This is a genomic window from Candidatus Zixiibacteriota bacterium, from assembly GCA_014728145.1.
Taxonomy (GTDB): Bacteria; Zixibacteria; MSB-5A5; order JAABVY01; family JAABVY01; genus WJMC01.
In genome coordinates this window covers 1-13,087 of sequence record WJMC01000117.1, presented here as the reverse complement: position 1 = coordinate 13,087, position 13,087 = coordinate 1, and the positions used below count along the sequence as shown (strand labels likewise).

At 50.7% G+C, this 13,087-nt stretch carries 8 protein-coding genes and 1 pseudogene; 3 read left to right on the top strand and 6 right to left on the bottom strand.

All coding sequences use genetic code 11. From position 1 onward, the window contains the following. The 4 genes and pseudogenes from GF404_07170 to GF404_07155 all read right to left on the bottom strand — a co-directional run. A partial coding sequence (locus GF404_07170; GenBank protein MBD3381960.1) for a hypothetical protein occupies positions 1-1,191 on the bottom strand: 1,191 nt, incomplete at its 3' end. A 150-nt stretch (positions 1,192-1,341) separates the two neighbouring features. Continuing rightward, positions 1,342-1,902, bottom strand: a pseudogene (locus tag GF404_07165) (carbonic anhydrase). A gap of 523 nt (positions 1,903-2,425) precedes the next feature. Beyond that, positions 2,426-3,358, bottom strand: a complete 933-nt coding sequence (locus GF404_07160) for a hypothetical protein (GenBank protein ID MBD3381959.1) — start codon at positions 3,356-3,358, stop codon at positions 2,426-2,428. Between the two features lie 192 nt (positions 3,359-3,550). Beyond that, positions 3,551-4,291, bottom strand: coding sequence for a methyltransferase domain-containing protein (locus tag GF404_07155; GenBank protein ID MBD3381958.1), 741 nt, complete (start codon positions 4,289-4,291; stop codon positions 3,551-3,553). Positions 4,292-4,537: 246 nt separating this feature from the next. On the opposite strand from GF404_07155, the gene GF404_07150 reads away from it, so the two are divergent. Genes GF404_07150 through GF404_07140 form a run of 3 tightly spaced genes read left to right on the top strand, consistent with a single transcriptional unit; the run spans position 4,538 to position 11,188 of the window. Continuing rightward, positions 4,538-6,943: a hypothetical protein gene (locus tag GF404_07150; GenBank protein ID MBD3381957.1), complete on the top strand. Its 2,406-nt coding sequence runs from the start codon at positions 4,538-4,540 to the stop codon at positions 6,941-6,943. 40 nt (positions 6,944-6,983) lie between these two features. Beyond that, positions 6,984-8,102: an efflux RND transporter periplasmic adaptor subunit gene (locus GF404_07145; protein MBD3381956.1), complete on the top strand. Its 1,119-nt coding sequence runs from the start codon at positions 6,984-6,986 to the stop codon at positions 8,100-8,102. Beyond that, positions 8,099-11,188 (top strand): MMPL family transporter, encoded by a 3,090-nt coding sequence (locus GF404_07140; GenBank protein MBD3381955.1) that lies wholly within the window; start codon positions 8,099-8,101, stop codon positions 11,186-11,188. The genes GF404_07145 and GF404_07140 overlap by 4 nt, the downstream gene beginning before the upstream one ends. 51 nt (positions 11,189-11,239) lie before the next feature. Here GF404_07140 and GF404_07135 read toward each other — a convergent pair whose 3' ends face one another. Continuing rightward, positions 11,240-11,854, bottom strand: a complete 615-nt coding sequence (locus GF404_07135; protein MBD3381954.1) for a DUF1579 domain-containing protein — start codon at positions 11,852-11,854, stop codon at positions 11,240-11,242. A gap of 102 nt (positions 11,855-11,956) precedes the next feature. Next, on the bottom strand, positions 11,957-12,694 hold the full coding sequence (gene ubiE, locus GF404_07130; GenBank protein ID MBD3381953.1) for a bifunctional demethylmenaquinone methyltransferase/2-methoxy-6-polyprenyl-1,4-benzoquinol methylase UbiE: 738 nt from the start codon (positions 12,692-12,694) through the stop codon (positions 11,957-11,959). Positions 12,695-13,087: the final 393 nt, after the last annotated feature.

Sequence of the window (13,087 nt, the reverse complement as noted above, 5' to 3'; positions counted from 1 at the left end):
TGCTCCTGCTTCAATCGAAGAAATCTTCTCGGTCAGGGGGATAAAATCCTCGGCTATGGTATAAATCGAGTCTCCCAGGTGTGCGAGCTTTGATTCGGATATAAAGATGGTGATCGCCATCAAAACCAGAACGGTACAAAATCCTGCCACTATCTTGGCACCCACATTTATCCTGGCCTTGATGGTGCCGTCCTGGAGCTTCATTAAAAAGACTGCGAATCCACCTACCAGAAGCGCGATGATACCTACCCAGAACCACCATTGATCTAAAATACTTGCCCCGACTGCTTCGGTTTTACTCCCGTGGCTTCTATGGCTCGCCGCTGTCCCGCCATAGTTATTTGAGCTCGAATGATCGGTAGATGAACCGTAATTAGTACTTTTCGACTCCGTGCGGGCCGATGATGAACTGTAGTCATAACTATTAGACGAATAATCATTACCAGTTCCGGTGTAAGAGCTGTGATCCTCCGCCTTGCCATGCGATGCGCTGTATGAGTAATCATCGCTGTCGTGGCTGTTACCGTACCTGTCTTCGGCAGATGAACCATGGCTCCCGTTTCCGCCGGCATTAAAAGATGCCAGTGCTGTTTTCAATATATCGTACTGTTCAGGATGAGTGCCCATCCACTCTACATGTCCATCATCCAGGTGATAGACTGCGCCCACGACCTGAAGGTATCCGCTTTCAACCAGCTTACAGGCTTCCGGGCTGTGCTTCAACAAATCTTCTATCGAACGCCACACATTGGCCTCAACAGCTTTTGGCACGAGGTCTTTTCCATGGAGATGGGGATTTTCTGATTCAACACTCCTGACCGCGGGAATTATATTGTCCACCAAGGGGGGTATCGAGCCGTGCACTTCAGCATCTGTGCAAACCGCGGTTACCGCTCCGCACGAGGTATGTCCCAACACAACCAGAACGGGAGTGTAGAGATGGCCGATACCGTATTCGATAGAACCGATCTCATCTACATCACAGACATTGCCTGCCACCCGGATAACGAAGATATCTCCCAGGCCGGCATCGAAAATATGCTCAACCGGTACGCGGGAGTCCGAACAGGTTATCACAGTGGCATAGGGATTCTGACCGCCTGTCACCTCTTTGATCCTGTCCCGATCAAGATTGGGATAGATACGACTGTTATCGACATAACGTTGATTACCCTCGCGAAGCATCTGCATCACATCGGTCGATGAATAACCCTTCGCATGAGAGGCATGCGCTACATTTGGAATATGCCAGTGCTTTCCACTGTAATACTCATGCGGATACCCGTGCTCATGATTTTCGCCGGTGTAGGCCAAAAGGAATTTCTCCCGCGGATGAGTCCCCAGCCAGTTGACCTCGCCGTCCTCGAGCTGATAGATCGCACCCATGACTTTCAGACTGCCGTTTGCAACTCTTTCGCGCACAGCCGGACTGTTTTTGAACAGGTCATCGATCGACTGCCAGACATTTTCCTCGACCGCGTGAGGAACCAGGTCTTTGCCATGTAGATCTGGATAATCTGATTTTACCCTGGAAACTGCTGGCGCGATATTATCCACCAAGGGAGGAATCGAACCATGCACCTCCGCTTCGGTAACAACAGCTGTGACCGCTCCGCAGTGGGTATGCCCGAGTACGACTAAAACCGGCGTCGCCAGGTGATCTACACCGTATTCTATCGAACCGATCTCATCCACATCACAGACATTTCCAGCCACTCTGATGACAAATATATCACCCAGGCCGGCATCGAATACCTGCTCAACCGGAACACGAGAATCCGAACAGGTTATCACGGTCGCCCACGGATCCTGTCCACTGCTCACCTGCCTTAACCTGCTGTCATCGAGGTTCGGATATTTCATCTTACCGGAAGCAAACCGCTGATTACCTTCCCGGAGCATCTTCTCTGCCTGTTCAACAGACACAGCAGTATTGCCGTAAAGATCAGCCGGTAGAAAACTGAATATTACAACGGATAGAATAAAAAGTTTTAATAATAGCTGGCACGCCTTCACAATTCCCTCCTTTTAAATGCTGTTTAAAACAGCGATATCGATTCTCGGCGCAACGGGGTGTTTTTATGATTAATTATCAGGCACAATATTTTCAGGCATGAGACAACAGCGAACTCTACCTCTCAATTATAGACTATCGGATTAGTAAACAATATTATCACCGTTTTGATAGAATTAGCTCATTGATCAGTGTGCAAATTTTCAACATATCCTTGGGATTAAGCAGGAACTATCCTGTAATTCAACAGGTTGGGCATTTCTCAGGAAAATTGTCGCTTAAAACGAAAAACGAGCCGCCTCTTATGATGTCAGCACACTGGGAGTCTGGCGGCCCGTTATAAGTAATTACGGACAATTATATTTTTGATTTAGTAAGTCCTTACTTAAAAAATCTAATCATTTCCCCTATTTACTTTCCTGTTAAGCTCAGGCTCACACGCAGAAATGGACCGCCCTCCAAATCGTAGGAAGCGATCTCATCCTCACCGTTTGAGAACTCGAACTCTCGCACGAAAGTGTACCCGGCATGGAGACTGACCGCCAGCGCACCGCTCAGGCGGTAGTCAAAAGTCGGTCCGACCATCCAGTCTGAAACATTCAGCCGGGGATCATTCACCTCGTAAATCTCTGAAGCTCCACGGTAATCGTTTCCGCTGACTTTCATCAGCAGACCCAGGTCTGCACTGCGATTGAGGCTGTAAGTAAACTGAATCCGCACCGGCAGGATCACGTTGAAACGCAAATTGGAACCATTGTTCCAGTTAAAACTCAGGGCCGGAAGCGGGATGGCATGACCGAAACTGGTTGAGTACACGGCGCCGAATCCTAACTGTGTAAACCGGCTGAAATTGCGCATAAACACAAGCCCGGCCTGGAAATTGAAATCATCGAACGTGACCGCGCCCTCGAAGTCGGAGGCCACACCAGGTGAGACGATCGCCATCATCGACCAGCCCGGGTTTATCATGTGCATCAGCATCATTGTCAGGTTGCCTGAATACAGATCGCTGATATTGGGATCGCCATCGCCCTCGACAGCATCCCAGTTGTCGTAATTGACTTTCAGGTATTCGAAACTTAGCTGGGGATTGAAAATCGTCTTACCACGTGAAAAAACAAACGGGTTCGATGCTTCAAAGCCTATTCTGGATGTCTGCACCTCGAGATCTTCCCAGAAAGTACCGGCATCAGGTTCAGCCAGGTTAGTAGCCGGCATAAATTCATAATACCCGCTGATTTCCGGCTTCATGAACGGTTGCGCATTTGTCGGGACAACCGCAAACAGGAGCAACAGGACAGTTGCCAGGAAAAATCCATCAGAATATTTTTCAACAGTTTTCATAACTACCTCTTTAAACCTTCTCTACCTCAGTTCTCAGCCATGAGTATAACGAAAACTGCTCTGACTTGTTTCCCGATTTGAATCCTTCAATCAAAAAAAGAGTACAATTTGTAGAGTAGGATTGATGCTTTTCCACTCAGCCTAAACCGCCTGAATAGTAACGAAATTGAGAAACTGTATACCGGAGGCAAGCTATCTTTTCAGGGCAACCGCCATCAGTTCGTACTCATCCAGGTCGATCTGCCTTCGGCCCCAGTTGCCGGCCGTGCCTCCCCATATATTTTCAACCTCGAAACCCGCCATCCTCAACAGGAGCTTGAGTTCCAGCGCCACGTAACCCTTCTCACAGACTTTTACCGAATGCTTCTGCCCGCCATCCTCGTAATCCATCTCGTAGTGTTCAATCAGGTTGAGCGGATCGAATTTGCCCGAGGCGACATCATCGGGACCATACTCGCGGATCTTTTTCATGGCATTCAATGCTGTCATGATGAACTTCCCGCCCGGTTTGAGGGCGCGATTTGCGTTTTTCAATATCGCCAGATCATGAGCAATCGGGTCCTGTCCGGGCTGATATAAAGAGAATGCCCCCTCGCACAATATTATGGCAACATCGAAAACCGGTTCACTCTCAAATCGAGTAGCGTCACAATGTATCAACTCTAGCTTTACTCCCGCATTGCCGGCGGCTTTTTCAGCTTCATCCAGCATCCCGCGCGAGAGATCGACACCGGTTACATGACAACCATGTTTGGCCAGTTCTACCGCATGGCGCCCCGTGCCACAGCCAATATCCAGGATCTTCATACCCGGCTTGAGATCCAGCTCCTCGATTAAGAATTCGACCTCCCCTTTCGTCCCCCGGGTAAATATATTCTGCATGTATTCCGGGGCATGCTTATCGAAAAAAGTCTCCCAGACATTTTCTTTCATATGTCTCCTCCATATTTAATTGCAACATGAGCTTATTATACTCTCGTAACGCAGTCAATGTTTTAGAATTTTTCATCATATAAAGCAGATTTAATATTTTTCTAACAATAGCTGTGCAGTGAATATGTCAGGCTGAGTTCAATACAATTAAAAGCCTTGTCACGGAATTATAAATGTTTTAAAATAATCAACGCAAGCAGTTTGACAGGTTATGTACCCAAATCATATCGAGAGGGGTCACGCACAATGATGAGAGTAATAAAACTGCTCTGTTTTGCTTCAGTACTGGTACTCCTAACCCCGCTGGTTCTCTACCCGCAATCTCAAAGCGTCCATATCGGATTTGTTCTCGATGGTCCCTGGGAACGCAACGAAGGCATCCTGAGCCTGTTTCAATCCGAGATCCAAAGCCTGCTCGAACGCGACTACCGACTGGACTTCAATCCCGATAATATAGTGATTTCCGATTGGAAACGTAAAAACATAAAAGCTGAAATCGAGAAGATGTTGAGCGATTCGAAAATTGACATCGTCGTGACATTGGGCGCAGTTGGCTCGGACATCGTCACCCACATGAACAATCTATCCAAACCTGTAATAGCGCCTTTTGTCGCCAACGTTGAAATCCAGGGAGTGCCCTATGATGAAGGTATCAGCGGAGTACGGAACCTGACATATATCCCCATAGGCTACAACTTCGCGGGGGTGCTGGATATCTACAGAGATGTCGTCCCTTTCGAACGCATAGCATTTATCTGGCCACGATTGATTATCGAAAACATACCCGCATTGCTTATCAAGCATAAGCATTCATTTGAGGACGTCGATATCGAAGTGATCCAGCTCGCTGTCGGTGAAACTGCGGAAGAAGCGCTGGCCGCAATCCCTGATGATGTCGACGCGGTCCATGTCGGCGTTATGATCGGCATGCCTGAAGATGAACTTGACAAGTTCATCCAGGGCTTGATCGACCGGAACATTCCAGGCTTCGCGTACATGGGCAGGACGGATGTCGAACGGGGGCTCTTGGCCGGCCTGGGGGAGGGCATCGATATTCAACGCGTGGCACGCCGTACAGCCCTGAATATTCAGCGCATCCTGATGGGCGAGGAAGCTTCCCGAATCCCGGTTACCCTCAATCGCCGGAATCTTCTGTATATTAACGTAAGCACAGCCCGTCAGCTTGACATCTCACCCGGCTGGGAAGTTATGACCGAGGCAATATTGTTGCAGGAAACCAGGGAAAAAGTCGCGCGCGAGATGAATTTGCCGAAAGTCACCCGTCAGGCACTCGACGCCAATCTCGACCTTGCCTCGATGTATCATGAGGTTGAAGCCGGGGAAAAAGAGGTCGCTTTGGCGCGCGCTAACCTCCTGCCCCGGATTGATCTTTCCGCCACAGGACTGATGATCGACGATGACCGGGCTGAAGCAAGTTTCGGAGCGCAGGCCGAGAGAACTATAAGCGCTTCCGCTTCCGCCACTCAATTGATTTTTTCTGAGCAAGCCTGGGCCAACCTGGGAATACAGGGACATCTTCACAAGTCACGCCAGGCGGAACTGCGACGTCTGAGGCTGGACATTATCCAGCAGGCCTCGACCGCGTATCTCAGGCTCTTGACGGCCAAGACGCTTGAAAATATACGCCAGGACAATGTCAGCCTCACGCGTTCAAACCTGCAACTGGCACGAACCCGTCAGGCGATTGGATTATCGGGTCCGGGCGAAGTCTACCGCTGGGAAAGCCAGCTCGCCACCAGCCGTCAGCAGGCAGTCGATGCCAATGCCGAACGCAATGTTGCCGAAATCGCCGTAAATCGTATAATCAACCGGCCTGCCGAGGAGAGTTTCTCAACCGAAGAAACGGACATCGATGATTTTATACAGGAGCATATCTCATCCCTGCTGTCCGAGTATGTCGGCAACAAGGCCTCCTTTAAGATCTTCAGGAAATTCATGGTCGAAGAAGCCTTCGCCAACTCACCCGAATTGAATGCGCTCGATGAAGCAATTGCCGCGCAAAAACGACGCCTGAAATCAACTACCAATGCTTTCTGGGCTCCGCAACTGGCGTTAAAAGGTGAAATCACGAAAAAGTTCTCCGAAGAAGGCGCAGGCACATCCGGACTGACCATCCCGATCCAGGGTTTCGAAATGCCTCAGCAGGACGATCTCAACTGGAGTATCGCATTGAATCTCAGCTACCCGCTGTTTGCAGGTGGACAGAAATTCCATAAGCGGGCTCAGGCGTCGGAAGAGCTTAAAAAACTTCAGGCACAACGGAAGGCCCTGGCCGATAAAATCGAGCAGAGAGTCCTTAGCGCGCTTCATCGCGCCGGAGCATCATGGGCCGGAATCGGCTTCTCTCGCGATGCCGCCAAAGCCGCCCACCAGAATCTCGAGCTTGTAACCGATGCCTACTCGCGCGGTGTAGTGTCTGTAATCGATCTGCTCGATGCCCAGAACGCCGCGCTGGTTGCTGACCTGACCGCCGCCAATGCCAAATATGAATTCTTAATCGATATTATTGATGTCCAGAGAGCTTCGGGTAAATTCTATTATCTGACTGGAACTGATCTCGAGGCAGACTTTTTACAGCGGTTGAAAGCATACTACGATGAATATGCGAAATTGAATCAATCCGGTAATTAACATTCTCGATCAAATTCTGATATTTATAGAGGGAGGCCCGATGAAAAATGGATTAATGCCAATATTCCCGATCCTGATACTAATGATCAGCGCGCTTCTGGTCACAAGCTGCGGAGAAGAGGAATTACAAGAAGAGCAGATCATCCGGCCTGTTCGTTACCAGACGGTCTACGCCACAGGCGGGGAACGAATCAGGACATTTTCATCGGTTTCCCGAGCCGCCCTCGAATCGCGACTGAGTTTCAAAGTAGCCGGGACAGTTGAAGAAGTGGCAGTCAAAGTCGGCGACCAGGTAGAATCCGGGGACTTGATTGCCCGTATCGATCCGGTCGATTATCGTCTCAGGGTGCAGGAAGCCGAAGCCTCTCTCGAGCAGGCACGCGCCCAGGCCCGCAATGCCGCCGCCAATTACGACCGCGTGCGCAGTCTGTATGAAAATAACAATGCCTCGTTAAATGATCTTGATGCCGCCCGGGCCGCCGATGAGTCCGCACGGGCGACTGTGCGTTCGATCGAGAAAAAACTCGAACAGGCTCGTCGTCAACTGACTTATACTCGCCTGACCGCTCCCGTCCAGGGCGCAATCGCCGCGGTGATGGTGCAAGAAAATGAAAACGTCCGGGTGGGACAGGCGGTCGCGCTTCTGACCTCAGGCTCCGAACTCGAGGTGGAGACCAATATTCCCGAGGTTTTGATATCTGATATTAACGAGGGCGATCCCGCTACAGTCACCTTCGATGCTTTCCCTGAAAAAAAATTCGAAGCGACGATCAGCGAGGTCGGGGTGACCTCGATCGGACAGGGTTCGACCTATCCGGTTACCGCCCTGCTCAAAGAGCAGGATCCCGCATTGCGACCCGGTATGGCGGGTAAAATCTCGATCCGTTTCAAATCCGGCGACGGGCGCGAAAGGATCATTGTACCGTCAGTCGCGGTCAGCGAAGACAGGCAGGGACGTTTTGTGTTTACCGTGGAGCCGGCCGATTCCGGGCTGGGCATCGTTCATCGCAGGCAGGTTACAGTCGGCGAACTCACCAATCAAGGCCTTCAAGTCCTGGAGGGCCTCCGGGAGGGCGACCTGTTAATTACTGCCGGAGTATCCAGAATCATCGACAGCCAGAAAGTCAAACTGCCACAGCCTGAGGGGGTATACAAGTGAGTCTGACCCGCCAGGCGATTCTCAAGGATCGAATCACGATTGCCGCCCTGCTGGTAGTTCTGGTTGCCGGCATTATCGCCTACCTCAATATGCCCAGAAGCGAAAATCCCGGATTTACGATCAGGACGGCAGTAGTACAGACATTCTTCCCCGGAGCCGCCCCCGAAAGAATCGAACAGCTAATCACCGACCCGATCGAAAAAGCCGTACAGGAAATGCCGGAACTCGATTACGTTTACAGCGAGTCCAAAACCGGTGTTTCGGTTGTCTATGTTTTTATCAAGGAAAGCTACAGCGATATGCGTCCTATCTGGGACGATCTCCGCCGAAAAGTCAACCGGGCCTCCCGCGATCTTCCGGACGAGGCGATTGGACCGTTCGTAAACGATGAATTCGGCGATGTGTTCGGAATCGTGATAACACTCACCGGAGAGGGGTTCAGCTATGCCGAATTGAAAGAGATTGCCGATGAGTGCCGCAATGAACTTCTGCTTATCGATGAGGCCGCCAAGGTCAATATCCATGGCGCTCAAAAAGAGCGGATATTTATCGAGTATAACAACTCACGGCTGGCGGAGCTGAACCTCTCCCCCACCCAGCTCAAACGGATACTCGAGACCAGAAATATCATTATTCCCGGCGGGGAGATATATACCGAACATGAGCGCATGGTGCTCCAGCCGACCGGCAACTTCGAATCAGTTGAGGATATCCGCCGCGCTGTGATCCAGATCCCCGGCACACGCAACCTGATCTTTCTGGAGGATTTAGCCCATGTTTACCGCGGTTATATCGACCCTCCCACCTCGGTTATGCACTACATGGGAAAACCGAGCCTGGCACTGGCGGTGAACCTGCGCGAGGACGGCAATATCCTCGAACTGGGTGAAAAAGTAAAAGCCCAGGTACGAAGATTCCAGGAGTATTACCCGATCGGGATCGAATTCAATTACGTCGCCTTCCAGCCTCATTACGTTGAAGCAAAAGTGAACAACTTCGTCATCAACATAGTCCAGGCAGTCGGCATCGTCATGCTGGTCATGCTGATTTCGCTCGGCATTCGCACCGGGCTGGTGGTAGCCAGCCTGATCCCGATGGCCATGATTATGGCTTTGATGCTGATGGCATTCTTCGACATCGGGATCGATACAGTTTCGCTGGCAGCCCTGATAATATCGCTGGGGCTTTTGGTCGACAACGCGATCGTGATATCGGAATCGATCATGGTCATGATGCGTGAGGGCAAAAAACCGCTCGAGGCGGCCGAGGAATCGACAAAAGAACTGCGTATCCCGCTTTTGACATCATCGCTGACGACAGCCGCCGCTTTCCTGCCGATCTTTCTGGCTGAATCGGTGACCGGAGAATACACCGCCTCATTGTTCAAGGTCGTCACGATCACTCTGCTTTCATCATGGGTGCTGGCCTTGACATTGATCCCGATGTTGTGCGTCAAATTCCTCAGGATTAATACCAAATCGCAAAAGCACTCGTATAGTTCGAAATTCTACCGCTTTTATCGCAACTCTCTGGTCGCAGGGCTGAGACATCCTCTGTTGTTTCTGTTGGGGGTGATTGCGGTCTTCTTCGGTGCGATGGCCCTGTTTCAGTTCGTGCCGAACATCTTTTTCCCGGAAGACAACAAACCGATATTCTATGCCGAGATGGAATTGCCGGTAGGAAGCCCGCTCAGCCAAACTACCGGGATAGTCACAAAGATCGAGGATTACATGAGCGCGGAACTGATGGCTGATTCTGCCGGCGGTAAAGAAGGCATAGTCGACTGGGCATCCTTCATCGGCAAAGGAGGCCCGCGCTACATTCTCAATTACAGCCCCGAGCCGGAGAGTCCGCATTACGCTTATATCCTCATCAACGCCACCAGCAAGGAGATTATCCAAAACAGCCTGCGGCCGAAAATCGACTCGTTCTGCCTGGCCAACTTCCCCGATCTTTCGACAACAGTACGAGCATTGGAACTCGGCCCGCCGGTAGAGTACCCGGTTGAAATCCGCCTTTTCGGCAAACAGACCGATAAGCTCTTTGCCCTGGGAGATTCGGTCCGGCAGATCCTCAAAGATATTCCAGGAACCAAAAACATCACCGACAACTGGGGCCCGCGTGCCAAGAAGCTGATGGTTAAAATCGATGAAGTACGCGCCCGGCGAGCCGGTCTGACCAACCGCGATATAGCCGTCTCCCTGCAATCGATACTCTCAGGGATCGAAACTACCGAGTACTATGAAGACGACAAGATCATCCCGGTCATACTCCGCTCGGTGGCGGCTGAACGCGACGATCTCTCCAAGCTCGAAAGCCACAATATATTCTCGCCCCTGACCGGCCGGTCGGTACCGCTTCTGCAGGTGGCCAATATCGAAGTCGTCTGGCAACCGGCCCAGATAATCCGGCGTGACAGGCTCAAAATGCTGGCTTTGCGCTCCAATGTCAAAGAAGGTTACTACGGTATCGATATCGCCATGGAGGTCGACAAGTGGCTGAAAGAAAAAGCCCCGCAGTGGGGTATCGGTTATGGCTACGAGCTCGGCGGGGAAGTTGAATCATCAGGCGATGCCAACAAGTCAATCGCCGAGAAACTGCCTTTCGCGTTTTTGGTTATCATCCTGCTTTTAGTCGGTCAGTTCAATTCCGCCCGAAAACCATTGATCATCCTGCTGACAATTCCTCTGGGGTTGATCGGTGTGGTGCTCGGACTGCTGTTGATGAATTCCTATTTCGGATTCATGACGCTTCTCGGGATCATCTCGCTGGCAGGAATTGTGATCAACAATGCAATCGTATTACTGGAGCGGATCAAGCTCGAGATAGATGAGAACGGCCATGAACCGCCTCGCGCGATTGTCGAAGCCGGCCAGAGACGATTCCGCCCGATTCTGCTGACCACCATGACAACCATTGGAGGCCTGCTCCCGCTCTGGTTCGGGAGCTCGCCCATGTTCGTGCCGTTGGCGATCGCGATTATCTTCGGCCTTCTCTTCGCAACGTTTTTAACCCTCGGGGTGGTACCTTTGCTCTACTCGATTTTTTACAGGGTTAAATTCAAAGATTTCGAGTATCCGGACTAAAAAAATAGAGCGCCGTATGCTGACGCTCTATTTAAACAGTCAGCAATTGATTTATTTCACCCTGGTATTGATTACCTCGACCATCTTGAATTCCTCGGCACCACCGGTCATCTCGGGATTTTTGAAAATCACCGCAGAAATGTATTTGTCTTCATCGACAAATTCGAGCGTCATATCATAAACCTGCTCCATACCCATAACCGGATCTGTGTCGACACCGGACAATACGATTGTCTTGGTATCCGGATCGTAGTCACCGGCCGCCGTGACATAGTATGTCCCCCAGGTATCAAAACCGATCAGGGTGTAGTGCTTATGACGATTGTCGTAACCGAGAATCGTCAGGCTCTCCATCGCGTTTTGACCGGAACCGCCTTCAGCCTCGCAGGACAAAAAGCGACCGCCCAAAATCATTTCACATTGTGCGCTTCCCGTGGAGACAATCGGATCAGCGCCGGGCGACATCCAAAAGCGTATCTCCTGCTCCCATTCGCCTTCTAACTGGGCAATGAGTTCATGAGCTTCCCCCGGCTGTGCCATGCGCATATACTCTGCCTGAAGCTCCGCCTGCTCTTCAGGGGTGAGTTCCTGTTGAGCCAGAACGACCGAAGCCGGCATAAAGACCAGGAGCATACTGCAACACAAAACATTCGCGATAGTTCTCATCTGCTTTCCTCCAGATTCTATTCAGTCATATACAATTATATTTAAAAATTAAGATATCGATAGGACATGCCGGCGCAATCATTTACTTGCAACCGCTATAATTTACCGGACTATTCCGCTATGCAAGTAAGTGATCCCGAAAGTCATACGGTGCGCGTCGACTTTTTCCATTCCGGCCTGTTTGAAATACTCGCTGAGCTGATCCGGTTTGGGAAAGTCCTGTATCGATGACGGCAGGTGCTCATAAGCCTTACGATTACCCGAGATCATGCTTCCCATAAACGGGATAACATGTCTGAAATAACAGGAGAAAAACCCGCGCATCCCCAGGTTTTCCGGAAATGTCATCTCAAGCACGAGCACCCTGCCCCCCGGCTTGACTACCCGGGCCATCTCCCTGAGGGCTCCGACACGATCGGGCATATTGCGCAGTCCGAAGGCGACTGTCGCGGCATCGAATGAGTCTGCTTCAAACGGCAACTCCATCGCGTCACCCTGGAGGTAGGTTATCCTGTCGGACAGTTTTTTGGCCTCGGTCTTTTCCCGCGCCTTATCCAGCATCTGCGGCACGAAATCCAGCCCGGTGACATGGATATACGGTTTTTTGCGGACTATATCGAGCGCCAAATCCCCGGTCCCGGTAGCGACATCCAGGACTACGCGGGCATTTTCGGGAAGCTTGCTGACGGCGAAAGCACGCCACAGGAAATCCTGCCCGCCTGAAAGCAGATGGTTCAGTAGATCGTAATGGGGTGTGATCTCACCGAACATCTTCCGGATAGATTCGATTTTTTCTTCATCAGGTTTTCCCTCGAAGGGACTGCGTATCCTGTCCGCCATTGGATTAAACACCTTTTACTGATTCGATAATCTTTCCGCACCGAAACAAATCCATGCTACCCGTTTTACTCAAACCGCAGGAATATAACAAAAATGCTGAACAAACAAAACAGTATTCCCCATTCGGTTTAAAGCACTGATATAATAATATACGCTGGAAAAACCGGTATCAGTAGCCCGGAATGCAATCCATAAAGCCGTCGTTGTCGGTATCGCAGGGAGCCTGTCCGCCCGAGTAAAGATATCTTACCAGGTACACAGCATCTACGAGGTTTACCGACCCGCTGCAGTCTGAATCGGCGCAGTCCTGCGGATCAGGTGGCGGACCACCTTTAAAGATATAATTTATGAGGTAAACAATATCTTCCAGTCCAATCATGTAATCGTTGTTTA